26 protein-coding genes are annotated in these 26,944 nt (G+C 70.6%); 6 read left to right on the forward strand and 20 right to left on the reverse strand.

Going from position 1 to position 26,944, the window contains the following annotated elements:
• Positions 1-15: 15 nt before the first annotated feature.
• Entirely contained in the window at positions 16-402 is a 387-nt protein-coding gene (locus tag ACQ860_RS04350; RefSeq protein ID WP_431302183.1) for a hypothetical protein, read from the forward strand.
• A gap of 9 nt (positions 403-411) precedes the next feature.
• On the opposite strand, the gene ACQ860_RS04355 is transcribed toward ACQ860_RS04350, so the two are convergent.
• From ACQ860_RS04355 to ACQ860_RS04385, 7 genes are all read right to left on the reverse strand, one after another.
• The gene (locus tag ACQ860_RS04355; RefSeq protein WP_431302184.1) at positions 412-1,575 is read right to left on the reverse strand and encodes a TIGR03862 family flavoprotein; all 1,164 of its coding nucleotides are present in this window, start codon (positions 1,573-1,575) and stop codon (positions 412-414) included.
• Positions 1,572-2,474: an alpha/beta hydrolase gene (locus ACQ860_RS04360; protein ID WP_431302185.1), complete on the reverse strand. Its 903-nt coding sequence runs from the start codon at positions 2,472-2,474 to the stop codon at positions 1,572-1,574. The genes ACQ860_RS04355 and ACQ860_RS04360 overlap by 4 nt, the downstream gene beginning before the upstream one ends.
• Positions 2,475-2,485: 11 nt before the next feature.
• Entirely contained in the window at positions 2,486-4,090 is a 1,605-nt protein-coding gene (locus ACQ860_RS04365; protein WP_431302186.1) for an ABC transporter ATP-binding protein, read from the reverse strand.
• Complete coding sequence (locus ACQ860_RS04370) at positions 4,087-4,932, reverse strand: ABC transporter permease (RefSeq protein WP_431302187.1); 846 nt, start codon at positions 4,930-4,932, stop codon at positions 4,087-4,089. The genes ACQ860_RS04365 and ACQ860_RS04370 overlap by 4 nt, the downstream gene beginning before the upstream one ends.
• Positions 4,929-5,897, reverse strand: a complete 969-nt coding sequence (locus ACQ860_RS04375) for an ABC transporter permease (RefSeq protein ID WP_431302188.1) — start codon at positions 5,895-5,897, stop codon at positions 4,929-4,931. The genes ACQ860_RS04370 and ACQ860_RS04375 overlap by 4 nt, the downstream gene beginning before the upstream one ends.
• A gap of 6 nt (positions 5,898-5,903) precedes the next feature.
• Positions 5,904-7,505 carry an ABC transporter substrate-binding protein gene (locus ACQ860_RS04380; protein WP_431302189.1) on the reverse strand — a complete coding sequence of 534 codons (1,602 nt, stop codon included), beginning with the start codon at positions 7,503-7,505 and terminating at the stop codon, positions 5,904-5,906.
• A 62-nt stretch (positions 7,506-7,567) separates the two neighbouring features.
• Positions 7,568-8,413 carry a VOC family protein gene (locus ACQ860_RS04385; RefSeq protein ID WP_431302190.1) on the reverse strand — a complete coding sequence of 282 codons (846 nt, stop codon included), beginning with the start codon at positions 8,411-8,413 and terminating at the stop codon, positions 7,568-7,570.
• A gap of 60 nt (positions 8,414-8,473) precedes the next feature.
• Here ACQ860_RS04385 and ACQ860_RS04390 point away from each other — a divergent pair, with 60 nt between their 5' ends.
• Entirely contained in the window at positions 8,474-9,871 is a 1,398-nt protein-coding gene (locus ACQ860_RS04390) for a protein adenylyltransferase SelO (protein ID WP_431302191.1), read from the forward strand.
• Here ACQ860_RS04390 and ACQ860_RS04395 read toward each other — a convergent pair.
• Positions 9,858-10,838, reverse strand: coding sequence for a Bug family tripartite tricarboxylate transporter substrate binding protein (locus tag ACQ860_RS04395; protein ID WP_431302192.1), 981 nt, complete (start codon positions 10,836-10,838; stop codon positions 9,858-9,860). The two genes, ACQ860_RS04390 and ACQ860_RS04395, sit on opposite strands and share 14 nt — an antisense overlap.
• A 70-nt stretch (positions 10,839-10,908) precedes the next feature.
• Positions 10,909-11,883, reverse strand: coding sequence for a Bug family tripartite tricarboxylate transporter substrate binding protein (locus tag ACQ860_RS04400; RefSeq protein ID WP_431302193.1), 975 nt, complete (start codon positions 11,881-11,883; stop codon positions 10,909-10,911).
• Positions 11,884-12,055: 172 nt separating this feature from the next.
• Here ACQ860_RS04400 and ACQ860_RS04405 point away from each other — a divergent pair, with 172 nt between their 5' ends.
• Both ACQ860_RS04405 and ACQ860_RS04410 read left to right on the forward strand, forming a co-directional pair.
• Positions 12,056-12,841 (forward strand): IclR family transcriptional regulator, encoded by a 786-nt coding sequence (locus tag ACQ860_RS04405; protein WP_431302194.1) that lies wholly within the window; start codon positions 12,056-12,058, stop codon positions 12,839-12,841.
• Between the two features lie 35 nt (positions 12,842-12,876).
• On the forward strand, positions 12,877-14,682 hold the full coding sequence (locus ACQ860_RS04410) for a thiamine pyrophosphate-binding protein (protein WP_431302195.1): 1,806 nt from the start codon (positions 12,877-12,879) through the stop codon (positions 14,680-14,682).
• Positions 14,683-14,691: 9 nt separating this feature from the next.
• Here ACQ860_RS04410 and recJ read toward each other — a convergent pair whose 3' ends face one another.
• From recJ to ACQ860_RS04440, 6 genes are all read right to left on the reverse strand, one after another.
• Entirely contained in the window at positions 14,692-16,449 is a 1,758-nt protein-coding gene (gene recJ, locus ACQ860_RS04415) for a single-stranded-DNA-specific exonuclease RecJ (RefSeq protein ID WP_431302196.1), read from the reverse strand.
• Entirely contained in the window at positions 16,449-17,435 is a 987-nt protein-coding gene (gene glpX / locus ACQ860_RS04420) for a class II fructose-bisphosphatase (RefSeq protein WP_431302197.1), read from the reverse strand. Before glpX ends, recJ begins: the two co-directional genes overlap by 1 nt.
• 12 nt (positions 17,436-17,447) lie before the next feature.
• On the reverse strand, positions 17,448-18,101 hold the full coding sequence (locus ACQ860_RS04425) for an SIMPL domain-containing protein (RefSeq protein WP_431302198.1): 654 nt from the start codon (positions 18,099-18,101) through the stop codon (positions 17,448-17,450).
• A 3-nt stretch (positions 18,102-18,104) separates the two neighbouring features.
• A complete protein-coding gene (locus ACQ860_RS04430; protein WP_431302199.1) occupies positions 18,105-19,397 on the reverse strand; it encodes a homoserine dehydrogenase in 1,293 nt (430 codons plus the stop codon).
• The gene (locus ACQ860_RS04435; protein WP_431302200.1) at positions 19,394-20,608 is read right to left on the reverse strand and encodes an LL-diaminopimelate aminotransferase; all 1,215 of its coding nucleotides are present in this window, start codon (positions 20,606-20,608) and stop codon (positions 19,394-19,396) included. Before ACQ860_RS04435 ends, ACQ860_RS04430 begins: the two co-directional genes overlap by 4 nt.
• 125 nt (positions 20,609-20,733) lie before the next feature.
• On the reverse strand, positions 20,734-21,336 hold the full coding sequence (locus ACQ860_RS04440) for a hypothetical protein (RefSeq protein ID WP_431302201.1): 603 nt from the start codon (positions 21,334-21,336) through the stop codon (positions 20,734-20,736).
• A 121-nt stretch (positions 21,337-21,457) separates the two neighbouring features.
• Between ACQ860_RS04440 and ACQ860_RS04445 the strand changes: the two genes are divergently transcribed.
• Entirely contained in the window at positions 21,458-23,284 is a 1,827-nt protein-coding gene (locus ACQ860_RS04445; protein WP_431302202.1) for a PHA/PHB synthase family protein, read from the forward strand.
• A gap of 67 nt (positions 23,285-23,351) precedes the next feature.
• Here ACQ860_RS04445 and ACQ860_RS04450 read toward each other — a convergent pair whose 3' ends face one another.
• From ACQ860_RS04450 to ACQ860_RS04470, 5 genes are read right to left on the reverse strand one after another with little or no spacing between them, the layout of a single operon-like run.
• A complete protein-coding gene (locus ACQ860_RS04450) occupies positions 23,352-23,972 on the reverse strand; it encodes a hypothetical protein (protein ID WP_431302203.1) in 621 nt (206 codons plus the stop codon).
• 8 nt (positions 23,973-23,980) lie between these two features.
• Complete coding sequence (locus ACQ860_RS04455; protein ID WP_431302204.1) at positions 23,981-24,508, reverse strand: hypothetical protein; 528 nt, start codon at positions 24,506-24,508, stop codon at positions 23,981-23,983.
• Between the two features lie 10 nt (positions 24,509-24,518).
• Positions 24,519-25,073 carry a hypothetical protein gene (locus tag ACQ860_RS04460; protein ID WP_431302205.1) on the reverse strand — a complete coding sequence of 185 codons (555 nt, stop codon included), beginning with the start codon at positions 25,071-25,073 and terminating at the stop codon, positions 24,519-24,521.
• 26 nt (positions 25,074-25,099) lie between these two features.
• Positions 25,100-25,660: a hypothetical protein gene (locus ACQ860_RS04465; protein ID WP_431302206.1), complete on the reverse strand. Its 561-nt coding sequence runs from the start codon at positions 25,658-25,660 to the stop codon at positions 25,100-25,102.
• Positions 25,661-25,706: 46 nt separating this feature from the next.
• Positions 25,707-26,225 carry a gamma carbonic anhydrase family protein gene (locus tag ACQ860_RS04470; protein WP_213609801.1) on the reverse strand — a complete coding sequence of 173 codons (519 nt, stop codon included), beginning with the start codon at positions 26,223-26,225 and terminating at the stop codon, positions 25,707-25,709.
• Positions 26,226-26,540: 315 nt separating this feature from the next.
• Between ACQ860_RS04470 and ACQ860_RS04475 the strand changes: the two genes are divergently transcribed.
• Complete coding sequence (locus tag ACQ860_RS04475) at positions 26,541-26,912, forward strand: thermonuclease family protein (protein WP_431302207.1); 372 nt, start codon at positions 26,541-26,543, stop codon at positions 26,910-26,912.
• Positions 26,913-26,944 lie beyond the last annotated feature (32 nt).

The raw sequence follows: 26,944 nt of genomic DNA on the forward strand, positions 1-26,944 counted from the left end.
CGGAAAGCCATGCCGATGCGCAATCTCCTCCTCGCTGCCCCGCTTCTGATGGCCGCCCTGCCCGCCGCCGCCGAGACGGGGCATGTCTGGACCGGCTCGGATCTGGTGGTGAACGGCGCCACGATGAACGGCTGCAACATCCAGGTGACAGGCGCAATAGTCTGGGTCGGGACCAACAATCCCCTCAGAGTCCAAATGTACAACGCCGGCGAGAGGTTCGTTTGGATCTCCGCCCATACGGTGATCACCGGCCCTCAGGGCACCAAGGTGAATCCCGAGTTCCGCGCGTCCATGATGCCCTACTCGGCCTACAATATTATGGGCGGCGGCGAGGCGCCCCAGGGCTCGCTGGCCAATACGCGGCTGACGGTGGACATCACGAATTGCGCGCAGCGCGGATGACGGTCAACATCACGAATTGCGTGAGGAGTTGAGCGCGGCTCGCGCCGCCGCCACGCCCGTGCTGAAGCAAGCCTGCAGCAGGTAGCCGCCGGTCGGCGCCTCCCAGTCCAGCATCTCGCCGCAGGCGAAGACGCGCGGGTGGCCGGGGACGGCGAGGCCCGGATCGAAGGGCAGGCCACCGGCGGAGGAGATGGCGCGCTCCAGCCCCTGCGTGCCGGTCAGGCGCAGCGGCAACGCCTTCACCAGCTCCGCCACCGGCCGCGTGGTGCCGGCCCGCAGCACCTCCTGCACCAGCGCCACCGCCACGGGCGAGAGGCCCGCCTGCTTGCGAAGCTGGTTGGCGAGCGATTGCGAACCGCCAGGGAGCGTGATGCGCGGCAGGTCAGGCCGCAGATCCAGCACGATGTCCGCGAAGCCGTCCCGCGCGATGGCCTCGCGCAGCGCGGCGCTGAAGGCGTAGAGCAGCCCGCCCTCGATGCCCTCCCGCGTGATCATCGCCTCGCCGCGCTTCGTCTCGCCGCCGAAGCGCAGCGCAACGCGCTTCAACGGCTGGCCCGCGAACCGCACGCTGAGATGCGCGCTCCAGGCCACGCGGAAGCCCATATTGGCGGGGCGGAAGGGTGTCACACCCGGCAGCAGCGACGCCCAGGCGCCATCCGAACCGAGGCGCGGCCAGGACGCGCCGCCGAGCGCCAGGATGGTGGCGCGCGGCGCGAAGCCGACCTCGCCTTCCGGCGTCTCGAAACGCAGCGCGCCGGCCTCGTCCCAGCCGAGCCAGCGATGGCGGCGGCGGAGCGTGACCCCCTGCCCCTCCAGCCGCGCCAGCCACGCGCGCAGCAGGGGCGAGGCCTTCATGGCGCGGGGAAAGACGCGGCCCGAGCTGCCGGTGAAGCATGCCTGCCCCAGCCCCTCGGCCCAGGCGATCAGCGCCGAGGGCGGGAAGGCCTCGATGGCCGGGCGCAATCGCTCGGCGGCACTGCCGTAGCGGGTGAGGAAGACCTCAAGCGGCTCGGAATGCGTCAGGTTCAGCCCGCCGCGGCCGGCCAGCAGGAATTTCCGCGCGGGCGCCGCCATCTGGTCGAAGACCACCACCTCCTGGCCGGCCGCGGCCAGGCTCTCCGCCGCCATCAGCCCGGCCGGGCCGGCGCCGATGACGGCGAAGGGCGCCATCATCGGTTGGCCAGGGCGAGGATGGGGATGGTCAGCTCCTGATCCGCCGTGCCGATGGCGAAGACGGTCGAGAAATGGTTGTGCCCGGCCATGTGCAGATAGGGCGGGCAGCGCCCGGCGAGGCAGAGTGCCGCGTTCAGCCGCGCCACCTGCTCCTGGAAGGCGCGCGGCTCAAGATCGGCGGAGGCGAGGAACAGCGGGATGGTGAGGCGCGTCAGCCCCGGAATGGCCGAACGCTGCGCCAGCTTGATCGGGTCATTGCCGTAATAGGCGCCGGTGGTGGGCGAGGCCGGGTAGGACGCCACATCATGCACGCCCGAGACCAGCACGGCGGAAGCCACACCCGGCGAAGCGGCATGCGCGGCCAGGTAGTCGCCCACATGCGCCGCTCCCGCCGATTGCCCCATCAGCACGATCCGCGCCGGATCGCCGCCAAGTGCTGCGATGTTCGCCCGCACCCAGGCGAGCGCGGCCGCGATGTCCTCCACCACGGCCGGGTATGTGTGCTGCGGCGCGAGGCGATAGGTGATGTTCACGCCGACCAGGCCGGAGCGCGCCGCCCATTGGCCGATATTGTCGTAGTAGAAGGCGCCCGGCCGCGTCTTGTCGCCGCCGACAAAGCCGCCGCCATGCACGAAGACGAGCACGGGGCGCGACCCCGCGCCGGGTGAGAACACATCCAGCCGGTGGCGCGGATCGGGGCCGTAGCGCTGGTCGCGCAGCGGTTCCACGGCGGGCGGCGGTTGCAGCGCGGCCAGGGCCTCCGCGGTGCGCGTGACGGCTTCCGCGCCCATGGTCGGGCCGATGGCGCGGATCGCGGCCTGGGTCTCGGGCGGGAGCGCGGTGATCTGCGCGAGCGCCGGCATGGCCAGCAGCAGGGCCGGCAGGATGAAACGCAGCATGTCCGGCGTCCTCAACTGGTCGCGAACCCCCGTCCCGGCACGGAAGCGAGGAGGGCCTGAGTATAGGGGTGTTCGGGGGCGGCGAATACGCGCGCCACCGGGCCGTGTTCCACCACCTCGCCATCCTTCATCACGGCGACCAGGTCACAGACCTGCATCGCGACCCGCAGGTCATGCGTGATGAGGATGATGGAGAGGCCGAGGCGCTGGCGCAGTTCCGCCAGGAGCCGCAGCACCTGCGCCTGCACCGAGACATCGAGCGCCGAGACCGGCTCATCCGCCACCAGCACCTCGGGTTCGAGCGCCAGCGCGCGCGCGATGCCGATGCGCTGGCGCTGCCCGCCGGAGAATTCATGCGGGTAGCGTTCGACGGCGGCCGGGTCGAGGCCGACCAGCGCGAAGAGTTCCCGCGCGCGGGCCATGGCCTGTTCGCGCGGCATGCCATGGATGATCGGGCCCTGCGCCACCAACTCGCCCGCTCGGCGGCGCGGATTGAGCGAGCCGTAGGGGTCCTGGAAGACCATCTGCATGCGCTTGGCGCTGGCCCGCAGCTGCGCCTTGCTCAGCGTGGCGAAATCGGTGGCGCCGAGGCGGATGGCGCCGGCCTCGGGCTTCACCAGCCGCATGATGCAGCGCGCCAGCGTGGACTTGCCCGAGCCGCTCTCCCCCACAATGCCGAGCGTGCCGCCCTTGGGCAGCGTCAGCGACACATCGCGCACCGCGCGCGTCACGCGCCGCCGGCGGCCGAGGAAGCCGCCGCTGCGATAGGTCTTGCTCACATGCTCGATCCGGAGGATCGCCTCCTCGGCGATCGGGCGCGGGGGCGGCGCCGTGAGCGGCGGAACGGCGGCGATGAGCGCGCGGGTGTAGTCGTGTTGCGGCCGCTCCAGCACGTCTCGCGCCGCGCCCTGCTCGACGACCAGCCCGTGCTGCATGACGGCCACGCGGTCGGCGATCTCGGCCACCACGCCGAAATCATGCGTGATGAAAAGGACGGCGGTGCCCAGGCGCTGCTGCAGATCGCGGATCAGCGAGAGGATCTGCGCCTGGGTGGTCACGTCCAGCGCCGTGGTCGGCTCATCGCAGATCAGGACCCGGGGCTTCAGCGCCAAGGCCATCGCGATCATCGCGCGCTGGCGCTGCCCGCCCGAGAGCTCATGCGGATAGGCGCGGAAGGCCTGGCGCGGGTCGGGGATGCGGACCTCCTCCAGGAGTTCCAGCACCTTCGCCTCGATCTCATCCCTGGCGAGCTTCGTGTGGATGCGGAACATCTCGCCGATCTGGTCGCCGATGGGGCGCAGCGGGTTCAGCGCCGTCATCGGCTCCTGGAACACCATGGCGATGCCCGCACCGCGGATGGCGCGCATCCCGGCCTCATCCGCGCTGGCGAGGTCCCGCCCGTCGAAGAGGATGCGGCCCGCCTCGATGGCGACACCCGGGGGCAGCAGGCGCATGATCGCCCCCGCCGTCATGGACTTGCCCGAGCCGGACTCGCCCACGACGCAGAGGATCTCGCCCGCATGGAGTTCCAGGTTCACGTCACGCAGCGCATGCGGCCGGTCGGCACCCCGGGGCAGTGCCACGGTGAGGCCCTGAAGCGAGAGGACCGCGCTCATGTCGGGCCTCCGCGGCCCTTGAGGCGCGGGTTCAGCGCGTCATTCAGCCCCTGCCCGACCAGCGAGACGGCGAGCACGGTGATGAGGATCGCCACACCCGGAATGGCCGAGACATACCACTGCACCCGCAGCACATCGCGCCCGAGGCCGATGAGGTTGCCCCAGGAGGCGACATTCGGGTCCGAGAGGCGCAGGAAGGCGAGGGCCGCCTCGAGCAGGATGGCGACGGCCATCACCACGCTGGCATAGACGATGACCGGCGGCAGGGCGTTGGGCAGAATCTCGCGGAAGATGATCTGCCGGTCCCGCATGCCGAGCGTGTGGCAGGCCTCGACGAATTCGCGCGAGCGCAGCGAGAGGAATTCGGCGCGCGTGAGCCGCGCCGGCGCCGGCCAGGAGACGGCGCCGACGGCGATGACCACCGTGGTGAGGTCCGAGCCGAAGATCGAGACGAAGAGCAGCAGGAGCAGGAAGTTCGGCAGGGTCTGGAAGGCTTCCGTCACGCGCATCAGCACGTCATCCACCCAGCCGCCGTAATAGCCGGCGATGGCGCCGATCACGATGCCGATGGTCACCGCGATGGAGGTGGCGACGAGGCCGATCAGCAGCGAGATGCGCGCGCCATGGAAGATCTGCGCTGCGATGTCGCGGCCCGAATTGTCGGTGCCGAACCAGAAGCGCGGATTCTGGCCGGGCCATTGCAGCGGGCGGCCGGCGAGCGACAATGGGTCATTGGGGAAGAACCAGTCGGCGCTGACCGCCATGAAGATGATGACCAGCAGCAGGGCGAGGCCGATCACGGCCGGCGGGCTGCGGAGGTAATTGGCGAGGAAACGCCTCATCGCCCGGCGATCCGCGGATCGAGCCGCGCATAGACCAGGTCCACCAGGAAATTCACGAAGATCACCAGGAGCGCCGAGATGAAGACGATGCCCAGCAGCGTGTTGAGGTCGCGCTGCACCACCGCCTCATAGGCGAGCCGCCCCAGGCCGGGCAGCGAGAACACGCTCTCCACCACGACCGAGCCGCCCAGCATGGTGCCGGCCTGCAGCCCGATCAGCGTCACCATGGGCAGCATGGCATTGCGCAGCACGTGGCGCACCACGACGCGCGTCTCGTCCAGCCCCTTGGCGCGGGCGGTGCGGACGAAATCCAGCGTCAGGACCTCCAGCATCGAGGCGCGCATGATCCGCAGGTAGATGGCGAGGAAGATGAGGCCCAAGGTCAGCGTCGGCAGCACGAAGTGGCGGGCGATGTCGAGCGCGCGCGCCAGGCCCGTCAGCCCCTCGCCCACGCTCTCATAGCCACCGGCCGGCAGCCATTGCAGGTGGACCGCGAAGAGCACGATCGCCATCAGCCCGAACCAGAAGGAGGGTGTCGCGTAGAAGAGCAGGCCGATGGTGGAGATGATGGTGTCCGGCCAGCGGTTCACCCGCCGCGCGGCGATGACGCCGAACAGCAGCCCGAGGAAGAAGGCGAAGGAGAGCGAGGAGGTCATCAGCAGCAGCGTCGCCGGCAGCCGCTCGAAGATCACGGTCGCGACCGGCTTGCCGTAGATGGTGGAGAAGCCGAGGTCGAAGCGCACCAACCGCCAGAGATACTGCACGAGCTGCGCCGCGACCGACTGGTCGAGGCCGAGTTCCGCGCGCATCGCGGCCGCGTCGCCCCCGCCGCCCATCTGGGCGATGAGGGCGTCCACCGCATCGCCCGGCGCCAGTTGCAGCAGCAGGAAGACGCCGACCAGGATGATGAGCAGCGAGGGGATCGAGGCGGCGAGACGCCGCCCGGCGAGGGAGAAGATCCGCACCCTGACCTATGACGCCAGCCAGAGGTCATGCCAGGAGGAGGAACCCCAGCGCGGCGTGTTGGAGTGGTTGCGGCAGCGCCGGTTGATGCAGGTCATGAAGAGCTGCTCGATCGGCATCCAGAGCATCAGCTCGGTGTTGGCGCGCCGCACGAAATCCGCGTAGCGCGCCTTGCGGCGGGCGGGGTCGAGCTCGGTCGCCGCGCTGTCGATGATGGCGTCCAGCTCAGGGTCGGTCACGCCCCACTGGTTGGTCCAGGGTGCCCCACGCGGCGAGCCGGAGCGATACCACACGGTCGTCGAGACAGCCGGGTCATTGCGGTACTGGTGCCAGCCGGTCGCGAGATCGAAGTTCCAGTCATTGTAGACGGTGCGCAGGAAACCCGCGGCATCCAGGCGCACGACCTCCACGCGGATGCCGACTTCCTGCAGGCTCTGCTGGATGAAGGTGGTGAAGAGCGCGATGTCCTCGCCCCAGGGGGCGGGGTTGAGCCGCAGCGTGAAGCGCACGCCGCCCGCGCCGCGACGGTGCCCGGCCTCGTCCAGCAGGCGGTTCGCCGCCGCGCGGTCGAAGCCGTATTGCGGCATGCCGGGCGTGTAGAAATCCGTGGAGACGGACGGGATGGGCCCGGTGCCCAGCTTGGCGAAGTTCGGGCTGAGAAAATTCTCGATGAAGAAGGGAATGTTCATCGCATGCGCGATGGCCCGCCGCACGCGGATATCGGCCAGGATCGGGTTGCGGAAGTTGAACTCCAGCGTGTTGGTGCGCGGATTGCCTTCATTGCCGCGCGTCGTCACCTCGAAGCGCGGATCGCGGCCGAGGCGCGCGAGATCCGCCAGGGCCAGCGCGGAGAAGGGGCTGTAGAGGATCTGCCCCGCCTCCATCTGCGCCGCCGCCGCCGAACGATCGGTGATCACGCGCCAGACGATGCGGTCCAGGTAGGGCTGGTTCTCGCGCCAGTAGTTCGGGTTCCGCTCGGCGATGATGAACTGCCCGCGCTCATACTGCACGAAGCGGAAGGGGCCGGTGCCGATGGGCGCGGTATTGGCCGGGTTCTGCCGGATATCCGTGCCCTCGTAGATATGCTTCGGCGAGATGTAGCCAAGGTCCGGCAGGGCGCGCAGCAGCAGGTTCAGCGGCATGGGCTGCGCGTACCTGAACACGGCGGTGTGCGCGTCCGGCGTCTCGACGGCTTCCAGGAAGAGCTGCAGCGCGGTGCCGTAGTTCAGGATCTTCTTCCACATCTCCATGGCGGTGAACTGCACATCCGCCGAGGTGAAGGGGCGCCCGTCATGCCAGGTCACACCCTGGCGCAGGCGGAAGGTGATGGTCCGGCCATCGGGCGTGGATTCCCAGGCGGTGGCGAGGCACGGCGCGGGGCGGCCCTGCGCGTCGAGATCCACCAGCGGTTCCTGGATCTTGCCGCCAACGATATAGACGCCGGTGGAGGCCTGGAGGCTCGGGTTCAGGATGCGCTGCTCGGTGGCGAAATGCACCGTCATCGTGCCGCCGCGTCGCGGCGTTTCCTGCGCGAGGGCGAGTTCGGGCGCGTTCACGCTGGCGGCGATGGCCGCCGAGGTGAGCATCGCGGCGCGGCGGGAGAAATCCATGCGCTTCATCCTCATTTGGGTGCGCCGCAGCATGGGCGTGCGGCACGCCATGCGTCAATCGCTCAGGCGGGCAGGAAGCGCAGCAGCACGCCCGTGGCGCGGGCGGCGGGAACGGCCACGGTGGCGCCCGGGGCCACGCCCAGAGCCCGGGCGGCGGCCGTGAGGTCGGAGGTCGCCAGCACGAGCGCCGCGGCCCCCTCCGCCGGCAGACCCTCCAGCGAGATCCCGGGATGGCGGGCGGCGAGGATGGTGTGATCGAGGAAGACGAGGTCGGCGCGATCCGCGCCGGTCGGCACAACCCATCCGCCATCGGCGTCCTGCCGGGGCGTCTGCCCGATGAGCTTCGCCATCTCGGCGGCGGCCGCGCGCGGGTCGGCGGTCAGCATCTCCAGGCGGAGGATGCGGCTCGCGGCATTCGCATGCCGTTGCAAGGAGGGTACCCAGACATTCTCGCGCGTCAGGTGCTGGCAGGCGAAGATGCGCAGGCCGCCGGGGCGCAGGCCGACGGGCCAGCGCATCACGTTGAATCGCGCCTCGGCGATGCGGCCATCGGGCAGCTCCACCGGACGGCCAAAGGCGATGGGGCCGATGGCGGCCACACCCATCGCCTGCAATTCGGCGACACCCGCCGCCGCATCGAGCGCCGTGAAGGCGGCGCGCTCGACCCCCTCCTGCCCGGCCAGCCATTCGCGCATGGCGGCGTTGTGCTCGGTCGGCGTCAGCACGCCGAGCAGCTCCATGTAGTCCTCGCCGAACATGATCGTGTAGTTGGCCGAGCCCATATGCGGGCTGTGCGTGCCGCGCGGCGAGACGGTGAAGCCGAGCGCGCGCCAGGCGGCGGCGGCGGTGTCGAGATCGCGCACCGAGACGACGACGTGATCCAGACCGATGACATGTTGCAGCGCCATGGGAACCTCCGATGTTGCGAGGAGCTTACCCCCATACCCGCTTCTGCGATAACAGGCCCCATGCCAGTCAGCCCCGCCTTCCACCCCGCACGAACCCATGCCGCGCTGGGCGCCGAATTCTTCGATGTGGTGGAGCCCGCGCGCTTCCCCCAGCACATCATTCGCCACCGGGACCAGCGCCAGGCGGCGCGGCTCGGCCTCGATGGCCTGACGGATGCCGAATGGATCGCGCATTTCGGCCGCTTCGAGCCCCTGCCCGGCAGCTTCGAACAGCCGCTGGCGCTGCGCTATCACGGCCACCAGTTCCGCCACTACAACCCCGATCTCGGCGATGGGCGCGGCTTCCTCTTCGCCCAGATGCATGATCTCGAGGACGGACGGCTGCTCGATTTCGGCACCAAGGGCAGCGGGCAGACGCCCTGGTCGCGCACCGCCGATGGCCGCCTCACGCTCAAGGGCGGCGTGCGCGAGGTGCTGGCGACCTCGCTGCTGGAGGCGCTGGGCGTCAACACGTCGAAGAGCTTCTCGCTGATCGAGACGGGCGAGGCCTTGCAGCGCCATGACGAGCCTTCGCCCACACGGGCCTCGGTGCTGGTGCGGCTCAGCCATTCGCATATCCGCATCGGCACCTTCCAGCGCTTCGCCTATCTGGGCGACGAGGCCTCGATCCGCGCGCTGCTGGACCACGCCGTGCGGCACTACCTGCCCGAGGCCGAGGCGCGCGAGACGCCCGAGCGCGCGGCGCGCTTCTTCGCCGAGGTCTGCCGCCGCGTGGCGCGCATGGGCGCGCAATGGATGGCGGCCGGCTTCGTGCATGGCGTGCTGAACACGGACAACATCAACATCACGGGCGAGAGCTTCGACTACGGCCCCTGGCGCTTCCTGCCGACATACGACCCGAAATTCACGGCCGCCTATTTCGACTATGGCGGCCTCTACGCTTTCGGCCGGCAGCCCGAGACGCTGCTGTGGAATCTCGCGCGCCTCGGCGGCTGCCTGCTACCGCTGGCGGGCGAGACGGACCTCAAGGCGCGGCTCGAGGAATCGCTGCATGGCTTCGGCGCCCTGGTGCAGAAGGAGTTCGCGCGCTGCGTGCTCTGGCGGCTCGGGCTGAAACCGGTGGAGGCGGAGCGGGACGCGACCCTCTCCGGCCTGTTCTTCACCGCCCTGCTGGAGAGCGAGGCGCCCTTCGAGCAGGCCTTCTTCGACTGGCGCGGCGGGCGCGTGCGCGACTATCCGCACGCCGCCTGGGGCCCGGTGCGGGCCGCGCTGGCCAGCTACGAGCGGGCCGGTCCGGACCACCCCTATTTCGCGGGCGAAGGTCCGGCCACGCTGCTGATCCAGCAGGTGGAGGCGCTGTGGGAACCCATCGCCGAGCGCGACGACTGGAGCGCCTTCCACGCGAAGCTCGCCGAGATCGAGCAGGCACGGCTCGCCTACCTGACTACTCCGGCGTAGCGCCCGAGATCCGCACCATCTCCGCCCAGCGCGGCGTCTCGCGCTGGAGGCGCTCGGCCACCTGTTCGGGCGTGGAGCCGGTCAGCCGCGTGCCGATGGCAATCGCCCGCTGTTGCAGCGCGGGGTCGGCGAAGGCCGTGCGGATCTCGCGGCTCAGCCGGTCCACCACCGCGCGCGGCGTGCCGGCGGGCGCGGCCCAAAGGTGCCAGGGGCTCACATTGAAATTGTCGAGGCCGGCTTCGGCCATCGTCACCACATCGGGCAGCGTCGGCCAGCGTTCGGGCATCGTCACGGCGAGCGCGCGGATGCGGCCCTCCGCGATGACGGGCGTATAGCTGGCGAGGTTGTCCACCGCCACCTGGATGTCGCCCGAGAGCATGGCTGGGATGGTCTGCGCCGCCCCGCGGAAGGAGACATGCGTGCCCTGGATTCCGCCACGGTTCAGCAGATAGGCGCCCGAGAGATGGATGGTGGTGCCCACACCGGAGGAGCCGTAGCTCACGCCGCCCGGCCGCTCCCGCGCCCAGGCGAGGAACTCGGCCAGCGTGCGCGCGGGCACGTGCTGCGCCGGGACCACCGCCACGTTCGGCAGGTCCCACATGGCGCTGATCCACTGGAAATCCTTGGCCGGATCGAAAGGCAGCCGCGTGAACAGCATGGGGTTGATCACGATGTTGTGCATGCTGACCGTGCCGATGGTGTAGCCATCGGGCGTGGCGCGGGCCAGCGCCTCGGTGCCGATATTGCCGGAGGCGCCGCTGCGGGTCTCCACCACGAAGCTCTGGCCCAGGCGCTGCGTCATCACCTCGCAGGCGAGGCGCGTCATCACATCGAGCGAACCGCCGGGCGGGAAGGCGACGATGACGCGCACCGGGCGGTTGGGCCAGGCGGCTTGCCCGACCCCCTGGCCCAGGGCCGGGGTGGCCAGAAGCGTGCTGGCAGCGATGAGGCCGCGGCGCTGGATCATGTGTTCCTCCCTGTGTTTTTGCGGGAGGCTAGCAGGCGGCGTGAGCCGCCCGCACGCGAAATCCGCCGCCCTATTGCGGCTGGATGCCGGCGGCGCGGATCACCGTCGCCCAGCGGTCCACCTCGCTGCGAACGAGCGCCTGCAGCGCCTCGGGGCTGCGCTGGTCGGGCCGCGCGGGGATGGAGCCCAGCTCCTCGATTCGGCGGATGATGGCGGGGTCCTCCAGCGCGGTGCGCAGCGCCTGATTCAGGCGGGCGACGACGGGCGCCGGCGTGCCGCGCGGCGCGAAGATCGCGTTCCACCCCTGGAAGACATATTCCGGCACGCCCGCCTCGGTGGCCGAGGGCACGTTCGGCGCATTGGGGTTGCGCGCGGTGGCGGCGACGGCGAGGCCGCGCATGGTGCCAGAGGCGATCTGCGGCACGGCGGCGGGCGCCAGCAGGCAGGCGCTGTCGACCTGCTGCGCCACCACATCATTCAGCGCCGGCCCCTCGCCGCGATAGGGCACCTCGTTCATCCGCACGCCCGTGACGTGGGAGAAGAGCGCGCAGCCCAGGTGGTTGGTGCTGCCGATGCCGGCATTCGCGTTGGAGACGCGGCCCGGATTCTCCCGCGCCAGGGCCAGGAATTCCTGCATGGTGCGCGCGGGCAGGCCGTTGCGCACCACGAAGAACATGGGCGTGCCGGCGATCAGGCCGATGGGCTGCAGCTCGCGCGGGTCATAGCCCGGGTTGCGGTAGATGGAGGCCGAGGCCGAATGGCTGCCAAGGCTGCCGACCGTCAGCGTATAGCCGTCGGGCGCCGCATTGGCGCCGCGCGTGCCGCCGATGGTGCCACCCGCGCCGGTCACATTCTCGACCACGACCGACTGGCCGAGCGTGCGGGACATGCTCTGCGCCACGATGCGCGCCAGCACGTCGGTGGCGCCGCCGGGCGCGAAAACGACGATCATGTTGATCTGGCGGGCGGGGAATTCCTGGGCCTTCGCCTGGGGTGCCAGGCCCAGCCAAAGCGCCGCCGCGGCGGCGAGGATGCGCGTCTTCATCCGGTCTTTCTCCCTATGCGCGGGCGTCTTTGGCCCGGCGTTCCTGGACGTTTGAGACAGTCTGGGGGGTGGCGCGGCCGCCGTCCACCTGTTTCGCATATCGAAACCCTTTTCGTCTGGCGCGGTCAAGCGTATCGTCACCGCACCGCGTTCCGCAGACCGAAAGACGACCATGGCCCCCAGCGCGAAGGACCCCTATCACCTCGCCTCCCTCCATCGGGGGCTGGAGGTGATCGGCTGCTTCTCGCGCCGCCCCTCATGGAGCCTCGCCGAACTCGCCGCCGAGCTTGGCCAGAACAAGGCGACGCTGTTCCGCGTGCTGCACACGCTGGAAGCCGCGGGCTTCCTGGCGAAGGACGGCAACGGGCGCCACGTGCCGGGCCTCGCGCTTCACGCGCTGGGCAATGCCGCCGTCCGGCAGGAGCAGCTGCGCTGGCAATCCCTGCCGCCCATCCAGGCGCTGGCCGAGGAGACGGGCGAGACCGTGCATGTCGGCATCCTCCATGAGGGAGAGGTCGTCACCGTGCAGGTGGTGGAAGGCACGCATGCGGTGCGGATGCATTCGCGCGTCGGCAAGCGCAGCCCGGCCCATGCCAGCGCGCTGGGCAAGCTCCTCATGGCCTATCTGCCGGATGCCGAGGTGGAGGCCATCATCGCCCGCCACGGCCTGCCCGCCTTCACGCCGGCCACCATCACGACGGCCGAGGCGCTGCGCGAGGCGCTGCATCAGATCCGCCAGCAGGGCTGGGCGCCCGATGCGGAGGAGATCGAGCCCGGGCTGCGCTGCCTGGCCGCCCCCATCACGGACCAGAGCGGCCGGCCCAGCGCGGCCCTGGGCATCTCGGCCCCCGCCAGCCGCATGGATGAGGCGCGGCGCGCGGCCCTGCTGCCGCGCGTGAAGGCCGCCGCCCTGCAGGTCTCGCGCATGCTGGGCAGCCCCTCGGCGGCCGCCGCCTGATTTCAACGACAACGACACTTCCGGGAGAGAACATCATGGACAGCCACAGCCGCGCCACACTGATGAACGGCGCCGACATCATCGTGGACCACCTGACGAAGCAGGGCGTGCCCTACCTGTTCGGCCTCTGCGGCCATGGCATCACGGGTTTCATGGATGCGGCCTTCAAGGCGCAGAACCGCATCAAGACCATCTCCACCCATCACGAGCAGACGGCCGGCCACATGGCCGATGCCTATTACAAGGTGAAGGGCGAGCCGGTGGCCACCTTCACCTCCTGCGGGCCGGGCTCGGCCAATCTGGTGGTGGCGCTGGCGGCGGCCATGATGGACAGCAGCGCCTTCCTCGCCATCACCGGCAATGTGCCGACCGGCCAGTTCAACCGGGGCCCCTTCCAGGAGACGGGCCGACATTTCCAGGGCGATTTCCCGAGCGTCATCCGCCCCTACGTCAAGCGCAGCTACCAGCCCATGCGGGCCGACATGGTGCAGCTCGCCGTCACCCAGGCCTGGGACCAGCTGACCGCCGGCCGCCCCGGCCCGGTCAACCTGGACGTGCCGCTGAACGTCTTCGTCGAGGAGGCCTCGGTCGTCCCCTCCTCCACCGTGAAGGCGGTGATCAACGGCGCGCCGGGCAACCCCAAGGCGCTCTCCGCCGCGCTCGACCTGCTGCTCAAGGCCACGCAGCCCGTCATCATCGCGGGCCAGGGCGTGATCCTGGGCAAGGCCTGCGACGCGCTGCTGGCCTTCGCCGAGCGCACGGGCATTCCCGTCGTCACCAGCCCCAATGGCAAGGGCGCCATCCCCGACCGGCATCGCCTGGCCTTCGGCGCGATCGGCCGCAACGGCGCCTATGCGGCCAATGACGCGACGCGCAACGCCGATGTGATCCTCGCCATCGGGTTCTCCTTCGATGACCGCGCGACGAGTGCCTGGCTCGATGGCTACACGCTCAGCATCCCGCCGTCCAAGCTCATCCAGATCGACATCGACCCCACCGAGATCGGCCGCAACTATCCGACGGAATACGGCATCCTGGGCGATGCCAAGGCGAGCCTGGAACTCCTGCTGCAGATGGCGGAAGCCCGAATGGGCAGCGCCCGCGAAGGCGGCGCCTGGTTCGACCGGCTCGCGCGCGGGCGCGAGGTCTGGCGCGAATACCAGTCGGGCCTCGCCCTCTCCGACCAGATGCCGCTGCGGCCGGAGCGCCTGATGGCCGCGCTCTCCCGCGCCGTGCCGGAGGATGCGGTGGTGGCCTCCGATGTCGGCGTGCACCACAACTGGATCATCCAGCTGATGGACACGCTGCGCCCGCGCCACCTGATCCACAGCTGGGGCTTCGCGGCGATGGGCTTTGCGACATCCGGCATCCTCGGCGCCAAGCTCGCCGCCCCGGACCGCCCCTGCGTCGCGGTGGTGGGCGATGGCTCCTTCCTGATGACGCCGCATGCGCTGGCGACGGCCGTGGAATACGGCATCCCCGTCGTCTGGGTGGTGTGGAACAATTCGGGCTTCTGCTCGATCCGCGACATCCAGCACGGCATGTTCGGCGGGCGGGAACTCGCCACCGCCTTCGAGATCCAGCGCACGGGCGAGAGCTACAGCCCCGATTTCGCGATGATGGCGAAGAGCATGGGCGTCGCCTCGCACCGCGTCACACACGCGGGCGAGTTGGAGGACGCGATCGCCATGGCGGTGAAGGCCAACGTCCCCTACCTCGTCGAAGTGCCGGTGGACCGCGAGATCCGGCCGATCGGCACCGGCAGCTGGGACCTGCCGCCCCTGCCCAATCCGGAGCCCAACTTCCTGAAGGCGCTGGCGGCGCGGGGCATCACCTTCTGAGCGCCGCGCTCAGAGCCGCGCCGCATCCGTCACGAAGAAGCCGGCGCTGGTCTGGTCGTTCCAGGTCTCGGCGCGGAGGTGGCCCGCCAGCATCAGCGGCGCGCCACCTTGCGCCAGCAGCGCCTCGGCCAGCGGGCCTTCCTTCGCGCGGAAGCAGATGGCCTTGAGCCGCCCGCCATCCTCGCCCTCCAGGAAGGCGCGGATGGTGGCACCCTCCTTCCCCACGCGGCCGGCCTTCACCACGCGGGCGCGGGCGATGCCGAAGGCGGGCTCGTCATTGCCGGCGCCGAAGGGCGCGAGGCGGCCGATGCTCTCGGCCAGTTCCGCCGTCGCGCCCCGCACGGTGAGCGCGCCCTCCAGCACCTGCTCGGCGGCCCCCGGCAGGTCGCGCGCGGCGGCCAGGCGCTCATCCAGATGGGCGTGCAACTCGGGCAGGCGCCCGGCCTCGCAGGTGAAGCCCGCCGCCATGGCGTGCCCGCCCCCCGCGATCAGCATGCCCGATTGCCGGGCCGCGATGATGGCGGCGCCCAGGTCCAGCCCGGGGACGGAGCGGCCCGAACCCTTGGCCTTCCCCGCCTCGACGCCCGCCACGCAGGCCGGGCGGTTGAAGCGCTCGCGCACGCGGCCGGCGACGATGCCGACGACGCCCGGATGCCAGCCCTCATCCTGCAGCAGCAGCACGGCATGGCCCCGCTCCTGCTGCGCCTCGGCCTGGAGCATGGCAGCGTGCAGCACGCCGGCCTCAACCTCCTGCCGCTTGCGGTTCACGGCATCGAGGCGCTCGGCCATGCCACGCGCCTCGATCGGGTCGCTCTCCAGCAGCAGGCGCAGGCCGAGATCGGGGGCGGAAATCCGCCCGCCCGCATTGATGCGCGGACCCAGCACGAAGCCCAGCGTATGGGCGCTGGGCGCCTCGCGCACCGCGTTCAGTTCCATGAGGGCCGCAAGGCCCGCGCGCTCGCGCTTCGCCAGGATGCGCAAGCCATGCTGCACGAAGGCGCGGTTCACGCCGAGCAGCGGCACCACGTCGCAGACCGTGGCCAGCGCCACCATGTCGAGCAGCTCGCGCAGGTCGGGCTCGGGGCGGCTGGCGAAGAAGCCGCGCCGCCGCAATTCGCGCTGCATGGCGACGGCGGCGAGGAAGGCGACACCCGCCGCGCAGAGCTGGCGCAGACCCGAGGGGCAGTCCAGCCGGTTCGGGTTCACCGCCGCCACCACGCGCGGCGGCGGGCCCTCGGCCTTGTGGTGGTCGAGCACGACGATCTCAGCACCCGCACCCGCCAGCGCCTCATGCGCCGCGATGCCGCAATCCACGCAGATGATGAGGGTCGCCCCCTTCGCCACCAGCCCCGCAATGGCCGGGCCGTTCGGGCCATAGCCCTCGGCCAGGCGGTCCGGCACATAGGGGATGACGGTACAGCCCAGTTGCCGCAGCGCATGCGTCATGATGGCGCCCGAGCAGGCGCCGTCCACGTCGTAATCGGCGAAGACGGCGACGGTCTCGCCGCGCTGCACGGCCTCCGCCAGGCGGCGCGCGGCCTGGTCCATCTCCAGCAGCACGGAGGGGTCGGGCAGCAAAGCGCGCAGCGTGGGGGCCAGAAAGATCCCGGCGGAATCCGCATCCAGTCCGCGCGCGGCGAGCAGCCTTGCGGTGATCTCGGGCAGGCCCAGTTGCTGCGAAAGCGCCGCCGCCAGCCGTGGTTCGCTGTGCCGCCAGACCCAGCGGCGCCCGGTGAGGCTGCGCTCGACGCCGAGCGCCGTCTGCATCAGATGGGCTTCAGCTTGAAGTTGTGGCGGCCTTCCACATAACGGACGGTACCGGACTTGCTGCGCATCACGATGGAGTGCGTGACGGCGCCGCCCGGATAGAGGCGGACGCCGCGCAGCATGGGGCCGCTGGTTACACCCGTCGCCGCGAACATCACCTCGCCGGACGCCATCTCCGTCATGGAGTATTTCCGGTGCGGGTCCTCGATGCCCATCTCGCGGGCGCGGACCACCTGGCCCTCATCCTCGAAGATCAGCCGGCCCTGCATCTGGCCACCGATGCAGCGCAGCGCCGCCGCCGCCAGCACGCCCTCCGGCGCGCCGCCCCAGCCCAGATACATGTCCACGCCCGTCTCCGGCTGCGCGCAGGCGACGACGCCAAACACATCGCCATCGGGGATCAGCATGAGGCGCGCGCCGGCGGCGCGGCAGGCCTTGATGATGTCCTTGTGGCGGTCCCGATCCAGCGTGCAGACGGTGAGTTCACCCACCGGCACGCCCTTGGCCTTGGCCAGCGCCTCCAGGTTCTCGCCCGGCGTGCGGTCCAGGTCCACGATGCCTTCGGGATAGCCCGGGCCGATCGCGATCTTGTCCATGTAGACGTCGGGCGCGTGCAGGAAGCCGCCGCGATTGGCGAGCGCCACCACCGCCATGGCATTCGGCCCGCCCTTGGCGGTCAGCGTCGTGCCCTCCAGCGGGTCCACCGCGATGTCGGCCATCACGCCGCCGCCGGTCTTGGCGTAGAGGCCCACCTTCTCGCCGATGAAGAGCATAGGCGCCTCATCCATCTCGCCCTCGCCGATGACGACGGTGCCATCAATGGCCACGCTGTCGAAGGCGCGGCGCATGGCTTCCACGGCGGCGCCATCGGCGGCGTTCTTGTCGCCCTTGCCGACCCAGAGGCTGGCGGCCAGCGCCGCCGCCTCGGTCACGCGGACCAGCTCCAGAGCAAGGTTGCGATCGGCGACGGTCTTGGTCTCGGACATGGACTCTTTCCTTTAGCGACGCAGAAGAAGATCAGCGGTGACGCGGGCGATGACGGTGATCTCCTCCGCCGTCACGCTGGGCGGCGTGGGCGCCGCGGCCGTCATGGCGCGCGCGGCCATCATGGGCCGCGCCTCGGGCGAGGCTTCCACATAAAGGTCGCGCAGCGCCGCGACCCGCAGGCCGAGGTCGCGCGCGATGGCGGCCCCGCGTTCCTGCACCGCACGGATGGCGGCGCGGGTGGCCTCGTCGCGGCCCTGGCGCTGGGCGGCTTCGCTCAACTGCCATTGCACATGGTCGAGCAGCAGGCCATCGGCCTGGAGCCGACCGACAAGGCCGATCACCGCCTCGCCCCCGCGCAGGTTCAGCGATTGCTGGGCCAGGAATTCCTGCTTCTCGCGATCCGCCCGCGCGCTGTAATGGCCGGTGGTGACGCGCAGGCCCTCCGTGCCGCGCGCGGTGGCCAGCGCTGCCGCCATCCGGCGGTTCACCTCCTCCTGCGCCGCCGCCGCCGTTCCTGCCCGCGCCTCGATGCGCAGCGACGCCGCCACCTCATCGGGCTGCACCGTGGCGCTGCCGGATTCCGAGAGGCGCAGCCGCGTCTCGGATTGCGCCATGGCAGGCAGCGGCGCCATCAGCGCGGCGACGAGAAGAAGGCGGCGGATCATCGGCTACAGCTCCTCGATGCGGATCACGGCGGGCGGCTCCACCACGCTCGGCAGGGATGCGATGCGGGCGAGGGCCGACTGCATCTGCGCCTCCTCGCATTCGTGGGTGACGAGCACGACGGGCACCGCCTCGCCCGGCGCGCGGCCGCGCTGGAGCATGGATTCCAGGCTGATCTTCGCATCCCGTAGCGCGCCGGTCACATCGGCGATGACGCCGGGCTGATCCAACACCATCAGGCGCAGGTAATAGGCGCCGCGATGCCGCTCCATCGGCAGGCCGGGTGCGGTGGCGAGCGTGGCCGAGGCCGCGCCCCAGACCGGCGCGGTGCGGCCGCGCGCGATGTCGATCAGGTCCGCCACCACGGCGCTGGCCGTTGGGCCCGCACCCGCGCCACGGCCTTGCAGCACCACGCGGCCCACGGCGTCGCCCTCGGCCAGCACCGCGTTGAACACGCCATCCACGCTGGCGATGGGGCTGGCTTCCGGCACCATGCAGGGATGCACGCGCGCGGTGACACCGGCCTCATCACAGGAGGCGATGCCCAGCAGCTTGATGCGATAGCCGAGTTCACCGGCCAGCGCGATGTCGAGTGCCGAGACGTTGCGGATGCCCTCGATATGCAGCGCCTTGAGGTCCACCTGATGGCCGAAGGCGAGTGCCGCGAGGATCGCCAGCTTGTGCGCCGCATCCACGCCGTCAATGTCGAAGGCCGGATCGGCCTCGGCATAGCCCAGCTCCTGCGCGGTCTTCAGCACCACATCGAAGGGCAGGCCCTTCACGCGCATCTCGGTCAGGATGTAGTTGCAGGTGCCGTTCAGGATGCCGGCGACGCGGCTGATGCGGTTGCCCGCCAGGCCCTCGCGCAGCGCCTTGATGGCCGGGATGCCGCCGGCCACCGCCGCCTCATAGGCGAGCGGCGTGGCCTTCGCCTCGGAGAGCTGCGCGAGGGCCGCGCCATGCGTCGCCAGCAGTGCCTTGTTCGCGGTGACCACCGGCTTGCCGGCGGCCAGCGCCGCTTCCACGAGCTTCCGCGCCGGCCCTTCCGAGCCGCCGATCAGCTCGACCACCACCTCGACATCGGGGTCGGCGGCGAGTGCCACCGCATCCTCATGCCAGGTGAGGCCGCTCACATCCAGACCGCGATCCCGCGTGCGGTCCCGCGCCGAGACCGCCACCACCTCGATGGGCCGCCCCGCGCGCGCCGCGATCACCTCGGCATTCTGCCGCAGCAGGTTCACCACGCCGGCACCAACGGTTCCCAGGCCGGCCACACCAAGTTTCAAAGGCTTGCTCATGCGGAGTGGATTTCCTCAACGGGGGCGGCGTTGTCGCCTTGCAGGAAGCTGCGGATGCCGCGCAGCGCCTGGCGGATGCGGTGGTTGTTCTCGACGAGGGCGATGCGCACATGGCCGTCGCCATGCTCGCCGAAGCCGATGCCGGGGGCGACGGCGACCTTCGCCTTCTCCAGCAGCAGCTTGGAGAAGCCGACGGAGCCGAGATGGCGGAACTTCTCGGGGATGGGCGCCCAGAGGAACATGGAGCCCTCGGGCGGCGGCACGTCCCAGCCGGCCTGCTGCAGACCCTTCACCAGCACGTCGCGACGGTCACGATAGAGCTCGCGCATCTCGGCCACGCAATCCTGCGGTCCGTTCAGCGCGGCCGCGGCCGCCACCTGGATCGGCGTGAAGGCGCCGTAGTCGAGATAGGACTTCACCCGCGCCAGCGCGCCGATGAGGCGCGGATTGCCGGCCGCGAAGCCCATCCGCCAGCCCGGCATGTTGTAGGTCTTGGACAGGCTGGTGAACTCGACGGTGCAGTCCATCGCGCCCGGGATCTCCAGCACGGAGGGCGGCGGATTGGCCGGGTTGAAATAGAGCTCGGCGTAGGCGAGGTCACTCAGGATGAAGAGCTCATGCTGCCGCGCGATCTTGACGAGATCCTTGTAGAATTCCCGCGAGGCGAGCAGCGCCGTCGGATTCGAAGGAAAATTCACGATCAGCGCGGTGGGCTTGGGCACGGAGTGCTTCACCGCGCGGACGATCGCCTCCAGCATCGCGTCATCCGGCGTGTAGGGAATGAAGCGCGCCGAGGCGCCGGCGATGATGAAGCCGAACTGATGGATCGGGTAGGACGGGTTCGGCACCAGGATGGTATCGCCCGGGCTCGAGATGGCCTGCGCCAGGTTGGCCAGGCCCTCCTTCGAACCCAGCGTGGCCACCACCTCGGTCTCGGGGTCCAGCTTCACGCCGAAGCGGTTGGCGTAGTAGCCGGCCAGCGCGCGGCGCAGGCCCGGGATGCCCTTCGACATGGAATAGCGATGGGTGCGCGGGTCCTGCACCGCCTCGATCATCTTGGCGACGATATGCGGCGGCGTCGGGCTGTCCGGGTTGCCCATGCCGAGATCCACGATGTCCTCGGCATTCGCCCGTGCCTTGGCCTTGGCCGAGTTCACCTCGGCGAAGACATAGGGGGGCAGGCGGCGGATGCGGTGGAACTCTTCGGCCATGATGGCCCTCCCGGAGAAACGCGCGTCAAGGATGAGGCCGGGCGATGGTGGGCCCGGCGGCATGCAATACCCCGGTCTTTAGATCATGGGGCGCGGGGCCGCAAAACCGGCTGCGATTCGGCGGGCTACCGGGGCGGCGGCGGCGGTGCCGCGGGTGCCAGCAGGTCGGCCGAGGGAAGATCCGGCACCGCGCCGGGGGTGGGCGCCTCGGGTTCCGGCTCGACCACGGCGGGCGCGCCGACCGGCGCACGGCCGGGGGCGACGGGCGCGCCGCTCACCGTCCAGGGGATCACGGGCGCGCGCGAGAGCACGGGTGGCGCGGGCGGGCGGGCGGCGATCGGCGGCTGGCCTTCCGCCCGGCCCTCGGTCAGCGGCGTGCTGCGCCGCCGGTCCGCCAGCGGCTCCGTCAGCGCATCCCGCTGCGCCTGAAGTTGCGCGGTGATGGCAAGCCGCGCCGCCGGGTCCGGCCGGTCGGGCACGGGGGGCACGCTGGCGAGGTTGGGAAAGGGGCGGTCCAGCCCCGGCGGCGGAAGCCGCGCCTCGCCCGCCGCGCCGGAGATGTCGCGCGCCAGCAGCCGCGGGTTGATCTGGCCCGGCACCTCGCAGGCGGTCAGGGCCAGGAGGGCGGCCAGAAGGGGCAGCAGCCCCCATGGCCGCGCTTGCCCCGGCGCCGGGCGCTCTTTACCCTGGCGTAGAGGCCGGTTCGAGGAGGCAGGCTGTGGCGTCACGCGGCATCCCTTGGATCTCGCCTGATCCATAGCGCCTCCGGCCCCGGCCGCGAAGTGAGGCAAGACGCCCTTCCGACGTATCCCGCCACCCGGCCGGACCGAAAGGGAAGCGGAGGCAGGAATGAGCACGAAGATGACCGACGGCCCCGCCGGCAAGGCGCCCGAATACAACCTGCCCGACCCCGCCCTGGTCTCCCGCACCATGGCCGAGGTGGCCGAGCGCGGGCAGCGCATCGTCCAGGATTTCCTGAAGCGCCAGGCCGATGAGACGGGCAACCCCGATCCGTTGAACATCGGCAGCGCCTTCATGGAGATGACGGCGAAGCTCATGACCAACCCCGCGCGCCTCGTCCAGGCGCAGATGGGCTTCTGGCAGGACTACCTGACGCTCTGGTCCAACACCGCGCGCCGCATGATGGGCGAGAATGTCGGCCCCGTCATCGAGGAGGGCAAGGGCGATCGCCGCTTCAAGGACGACGCCTGGCGCGAGAACGAAGTCTTCGACTTCATCCGGCAATCCTACCTGCTCTCGGCCCGCTACTTCACCTCCGCCGTGAACAGCGCCGACGGGCTCGACCCCAAGACCTCGCAGAAGGTGGATTTCTACACGCGGCAATTCGTGGATGCGATGAGCCCGGCGAACTTCGTGATGACCAACCCCGAAGTGCTGCGCAAGACGGCCGAGACGGGCGGCGCCAACCTGCTGAAGGGCCTCTCCAACCTGCTGTTCGACCTGGAGCGCGGCAAGGGCAAGCTGCGCATCCGCATGACGGATGACAGCAAGTTCAAGGTGGGCGAGAACATCGCGGTCACCCCGGGCAAGGTCGTCTACCAGACGCCGCTCATGCAGCTCATCCAATACAGCCCGACGACGGAGAAGGTGCTGAAGCGCCCCCTCGTCATCTTCCCGCCCTGGATCAACAAGTTCTACATCCTGGACCTGCGGCCCAAGAACAGCTTCATCCGCTGGGCGGTGGACCAGGGCCACACGGTCTTCGTGGCATCCTGGGTGAACCCGGACGAGGCCTTGGCCGAGAAGGGCTTCGACGACTACATGCAGGAGGGCGTGCTGGCGGCGCTCGACGCCATCGAGCAGGCGACCGGCGTGCGCGAGGTGAACGCCATCGGCTATTGCCTGGGCGGCACGCTGCTCGCCACCACACTCGCCTACATGGCGACCAAGCGCGACACGCGCATCAAGTCCGCCACCTATTTCGTGACCATGACCGACTTCGAGGAAGCGGGCGAACTCGGCGTCTTCATCGACGAGGAGCAGCTCAAGGCCCTCGAGGAGAAGATGGGCAAGCGCGGCTTCCTCGACGGCCGCGAGATGGCGACGACCTTCAACATGCTGCGCGCGAACGACCTCATCTGGTCCTTCGTCGTGAACAACTACCTGATGGGGCAGGACCCCTTCCCCTTCGACCTGCTCTACTGGAACGACGACAGCACGCGCATGCCGGCCCGCATGCACAGCTTCTACCTGCGGCGGATGTACCAGCAGAACGACCTCTGCAAGCCGGCCAGCGACCCGGACGCGATCGAGCTGCTCGGCGCCAAGATCGACCTGCGCAAGATCAAGGTGCCAACCTACATGATCTCGACGCGGGAAGATCACATCGCGCCCTGGAAGAGCACCTACCGCGGCACGCAGCTCTACAAGGGCCCGGTGCGCTTCGTCCTCGCCGCCTCGGGCCATATCGCGGGCGTGGTGAACCCGCCCGATTCCGGCAAGTACAGCCATTGGGTGAACGAGAACCTGCCCGAAAGCCCCGATGAGTGGCTGGCCGGCGCCACCGAACTCTCCGGCAGCTGGTGGCCGGACTGGCACCGCTGGGTGACCGCGCTGGACCGCACCGAGGTGAAGGCGCGCCAGCCCGGCGACGGCAAGCTCACGCCGATCGAGAACGCGCCGGGCAGCTATGTGCGCGTGATGGTGAACGACTGAGGCGCGCCGCGCTTCAACGGGAGACTGATTCACGCCTTTGGTGAGCCCACCAAAGGCGATCAGGCTCTCAGTATCCCGTCTCCGGGCCCAGGCCCGTGGTGCTGTTCCCGAAGATCTGCCCCTCGACCATCATGCGATGGTCGACGTCGAGCTGCGCCACCCGGCGCGCCATCTCGTCGCGCAGCGCCGTGATGGCAAGCGTTGCGTCAGGCCAGGCGCCGGGCTCGGTCAGCCGGCTGATCACTGGCCGCGCGCCCGGCAGCACGAAGATGGGCGAGGCAAGCGCCACCTGGATCGCCGGCTGATCCCCCCGCGCCAGCGCGCGCGCGGCGAGGATCAGCGCCGAGACCGCCGCCTCCGGCGTCGTCTCGGGCAGGATGCCGAGCGCCTCCCGCCCCTCGGCCACGGCGCGCCGCGTGGCGAACATGTAGGAATCCGGCAGCTGCGCCAGGCGACGGCCCAGCCGGAACTCGCCGCCGATCCACTCCAGCCGCGCGACCGCCAGCGCCGTCGCCGCCGGGCGATTCAGAAGCCGCGCGCCGCCATTGGCGAAATCCGCCGCGGCGGCGTCGAGGATCGCCATGGTCGGATTGGCCGTGACGCGCCCCGCGAGGTCGAGCGGCGGCTCGGGCGGGCGGGGCGTGGTGAGCTCGGTGCAGGCGCCCAGCAGCGGCGCGAGCAAGAACATCCGCCGCCTCACCACGGGAGCCGCCGCACCGGAAACTGCGCCTCGAATTCCGCGCGCTGCGCCGCGACCGCGGCCCGCGTCGTCTCGGGCAAGGGCGGCATCTCGGCCAGCCGCGCCGCCACATCGGGCGGCAGCGGCGCGGGCGGCGCGGCGCCGGGCGCGCGCGCCATGGCATAGAGGCCGTCGATCAGCGGCTGCGCCGGCTGGCCGCGCGGGATGCCCAGCGCGGCGCGCCACTCGGCGCGGCCCTGCGCCAATTGCCAGGGCAGCAGCGGGTCGCGCTGCTGGTAGCGCGGGTCGAAGGGCAGCGCCGCCGCCAGGAACTCCATATCCGCGATGGCGCGCGCCATCGCCGCCGGCTGGCCCGAAAGCCGCGCCGGATCGGCGAAGACATAGGCCGCGCGCGAGACCGCGGCCCGCGTCGGATCGCCGGCGCCCTCCACCGAATCGCGCGGCAGCCGCACCGGATCGGGCAGGGCCACATCCGCGCAGCCCGCCAGCAGCCCGAGCGCGAGAAGCGCGCCCCCCGCCTTCACGACACCCCCCTCACAGGGCGCGCGTCGCGCCGGGCGGCGGCTGCAGGGCCTGCTGCGCGGTGGCGACGGCCGTGGCCGTGTTCGGCAGGCGCGGCAGCGCCGAGAGTTGCGCGACCGTGGCACTGCCCCCCTTGCGGAAGATGCTCTGCGGCAGGGCCGCCGCCGCCGCCTCCGCATTGCCGGCGTCGAGCGCGCGGCCCGCGGCGTAGAGGGCGTTGATCACGGGCTGCGCCGGGGCGTCGGGCGCGATGTCCAGCGCGCTGCGCCACTCGCGCCGGGCGATGTTGAGGTCCGGCACCAGCGTGGCCGAGGCCGTGGTCAGGCTCATGTTCTGCGGCAGGTCCACCGCCAGGAACTCCATCTGCGCGATGGCGCGCGCCGCATCGGCCGGGTGGCCGGCCGCCGGGCTGCGCTGGGCGAAGACCGCATTCGCGCTGATCACGGCCGTCCGCATCGGGTCCCCCGCGCCGATCACGGCGTCACGCGGCAGGCGCGCCGTATCGGGCAGCGGGCCCTGGGCGCAGGCGGCCAGCAGCGGCAGCATCAGCAGGAAGGAACGGTGCATCTTGTTTTTCCTCGACAGGTCAGAACTCATGGGTGGGCGCCGCCGCCGCCGCCGCTGCCGCCCGGGCCACCGCCGCTCTGGCGCTCGCTCTCGATGCGATACAGCTCGCGTTCGGCCAGCGCCGTCGCGTCCCGCGCCACCGGGAGATCGGGTGGCGTGGCGAGTCGCGCAAGGGATTGCGCGGGCTCGATGAAAAGGCCGGGCGGCAGGAAGATCTCGTTCCCCCGCTCCAGCGCGCGCGAGGCGCCGAAGAGCCCATCCGCCACCGCCTGGGGCGAGGCGCCGGGTGCCACCCCGAAGCTGCGGCGGATCTCGTCCCGCGCCGCATCCAGGGCGAGGCCCGTCGTCGGCGTGTATTCGCTCCAGCGCACGCCCCAGCGGTAATCGGCCGCCATGAACTCGACCAGCGCGGCCGCGCGCAGCTTGGCCGAGGGCGAGGCGGGCGCGCCCAGCGCATAGGCGCTGGCGAGGATGGCCGCACGCATCGGGTCCGACGTCGCTTGCAGCGCATCGGGCGGCAGCCGCACGGAGGGCGGCAGCTCGCCCGTCGCGCAGCCGGCCAGCAGCAGCACCGGAAGAAGGGCCATCTTCAGCATGATCTCCGCTTAAGCCCTCCCTTCCGTGTTGCCCAAGTTACGAAATGGAACGGTGGCGACCGGCCAGCTCCACATAATGCGGCGCCGTCCGGTCGAAACCGGCCCGCGCCTCCTCCGTCAGCACCCGCACCAGCTTGGCCGGATTGCCCATCCAGAGCTCCAGCACGCCGATGCGCTTGCCCGGCGGCAGGACCGAGCCCGCGGCGAGCACGCCCCCCGCCTCGATCACCGCGTCATCCAGCACGGTCGCCCCCATGCCGACGAAGGCGCGGTCCTCCAGCCGGCAGGCATGGATGATGGCCGCATGCCCCACTGTCACATCGGCGCCGATGATGGTGGATTGCCGCCCGGCATTCACATGCACGATCGTGCCGTCCTGGATGTTGGTGCGCGGCCCGATGCGGATGATGTTGGTGTCGCCCCGCAGGACGCAATGATACCAGATGCTCGCTTCCTCGGCGATCTCGACATCGCCGATCACGGCGGCCGTCGGTGCCACCCAGGCACGCGGATGCACGACGGGCGTCTTGCCCTCGAAGGTGTAGAGCGGGCCCATCACGCGGCCGCCTTGCTGTGGATCATCGGGCTCTCCCCCCATTTTGCAGGGGCTGATCTTGGACGCAGCGCCAGAGGAGGTCCACCGCGCTTTCGGACAAATGCCGCCCCCGCCCCAGGGCCGCCGGCCCAGGCGCCGCGCGACAGGGCGGCCAAGGCCGCCGCCGGCGAAACGCGCGCGAAACCGGGCCGGGAAGGTGGTGATGCGGCGAGGGGAAGGGACTTGAACATAACAAGAACATAGACTAGGAAGCGCCATGGAATCAACAAGAAAGCCCCTCCCCTGCCCCGCCGCCGCCTCGCCCCCCGCCTCGTCATGATCTTTCTCACCGGCGCCACGCTCATCGCGGCCTGGCTCGGCTGGCAGCCCGCGCCCCTGCAGGTCTGCCGCGCGCTGGATGGGGACACGATCCGCTGCGGGGAGGAGCGCGTGCGCCTCGCCGGCATTGACGCGCCCGAATTGCGCGCCCGCTGCGAGGCGGAGCGCCGCCTGGCCGAGGCCGCGACCGAGCGCCTCACCCACCTGCTCGAAGGCGGTGTCAGCCTGCAGGCCACGGGCGAGGACCGCTTCGGCCGCACCCTGGCCGTGGCGCGCAACCGCGCCGGCGAGGATCTGGGCGCGGTGCTGGTCCGCGAGGGGCTCGCCCGCCCCTATCACGGCCGCGGCCCGCGCGGCGGCTGGTGCTGAGGCGCAAAGATTGCCGCGTTGTCATCAATTCT

The organism is Sediminicoccus sp. BL-A-41-H5, from assembly GCF_050632405.1.
Lineage (GTDB): Bacteria > Pseudomonadota > Alphaproteobacteria > Acetobacterales > Acetobacteraceae > Roseococcus.

Coding starts and splice junctions, on each gene's coding strand:
- ACQ860_RS04350 (WP_431302183.1), top strand. CDS start 16: ATGCGCAATCTCCTCCTCGCTGCCCCGCTTCTGATGGCCGCCCTGCCC.
- ACQ860_RS04355 (WP_431302184.1), bottom strand. CDS start 1,575: ATGATGGCGCCCTTCGCCGTCATCGGCGCCGGCCCGGCCGGGCTGATG.
- ACQ860_RS04360 (WP_431302185.1), bottom strand. CDS start 2,474: ATGCTGCGTTTCATCCTGCCGGCCCTGCTGCTGGCCATGCCGGCGCTC.
- ACQ860_RS04365 (WP_431302186.1), bottom strand. CDS start 4,090: ATGAGCGCGGTCCTCTCGCTTCAGGGCCTCACCGTGGCACTGCCCCGG.
- ACQ860_RS04370 (WP_431302187.1), bottom strand. CDS start 4,932: ATGAGGCGTTTCCTCGCCAATTACCTCCGCAGCCCGCCGGCCGTGATC.
- ACQ860_RS04380 (WP_431302189.1), bottom strand. CDS start 7,505: ATGGATTTCTCCCGCCGCGCCGCGATGCTCACCTCGGCGGCCATCGCC.
- ACQ860_RS04385 (WP_431302190.1), bottom strand. CDS start 8,413: ATGGCGCTGCAACATGTCATCGGTCTGGATCACGTCGTCGTCTCGGTG.
- ACQ860_RS04390 (WP_431302191.1), top strand. CDS start 8,474: ATGCCAGTCAGCCCCGCCTTCCACCCCGCACGAACCCATGCCGCGCTG.
- ACQ860_RS04395 (WP_431302192.1), bottom strand. CDS start 10,838: ATGATCCAGCGCCGCGGCCTCATCGCTGCCAGCACGCTTCTGGCCACC.
- ACQ860_RS04400 (WP_431302193.1), bottom strand. CDS start 11,883: ATGAAGACGCGCATCCTCGCCGCCGCGGCGGCGCTTTGGCTGGGCCTG.
- ACQ860_RS04405 (WP_431302194.1), top strand. CDS start 12,056: ATGGCCCCCAGCGCGAAGGACCCCTATCACCTCGCCTCCCTCCATCGG.
- ACQ860_RS04410 (WP_431302195.1), top strand. CDS start 12,877: ATGGACAGCCACAGCCGCGCCACACTGATGAACGGCGCCGACATCATC.
- recJ (WP_431302196.1), bottom strand. CDS start 16,449: ATGCAGACGGCGCTCGGCGTCGAGCGCAGCCTCACCGGGCGCCGCTGG.
- glpX (WP_431302197.1), bottom strand. CDS start 17,435: ATGTCCGAGACCAAGACCGTCGCCGATCGCAACCTTGCTCTGGAGCTG.
- ACQ860_RS04425 (WP_431302198.1), bottom strand. CDS start 18,101: ATGATCCGCCGCCTTCTTCTCGTCGCCGCGCTGATGGCGCCGCTGCCT.
- ACQ860_RS04430 (WP_431302199.1), bottom strand. CDS start 19,397: ATGAGCAAGCCTTTGAAACTTGGTGTGGCCGGCCTGGGAACCGTTGGT.
- ACQ860_RS04435 (WP_431302200.1), bottom strand. CDS start 20,608: ATGGCCGAAGAGTTCCACCGCATCCGCCGCCTGCCCCCCTATGTCTTC.
- ACQ860_RS04445 (WP_431302202.1), top strand. CDS start 21,458: ATGAGCACGAAGATGACCGACGGCCCCGCCGGCAAGGCGCCCGAATAC.
- ACQ860_RS04450 (WP_431302203.1), bottom strand. CDS start 23,972: ATGTTCTTGCTCGCGCCGCTGCTGGGCGCCTGCACCGAGCTCACCACG.
- ACQ860_RS04460 (WP_431302205.1), bottom strand. CDS start 25,073: ATGCACCGTTCCTTCCTGCTGATGCTGCCGCTGCTGGCCGCCTGCGCC.
- ACQ860_RS04465 (WP_431302206.1), bottom strand. CDS start 25,660: ATGGCCCTTCTTCCGGTGCTGCTGCTGGCCGGCTGCGCGACGGGCGAG.
- ACQ860_RS04470 (WP_213609801.1), bottom strand. CDS start 26,225: ATGGGCCCGCTCTACACCTTCGAGGGCAAGACGCCCGTCGTGCATCCG.
- ACQ860_RS04475 (WP_431302207.1), top strand. CDS start 26,541: ATGATCTTTCTCACCGGCGCCACGCTCATCGCGGCCTGGCTCGGCTGG.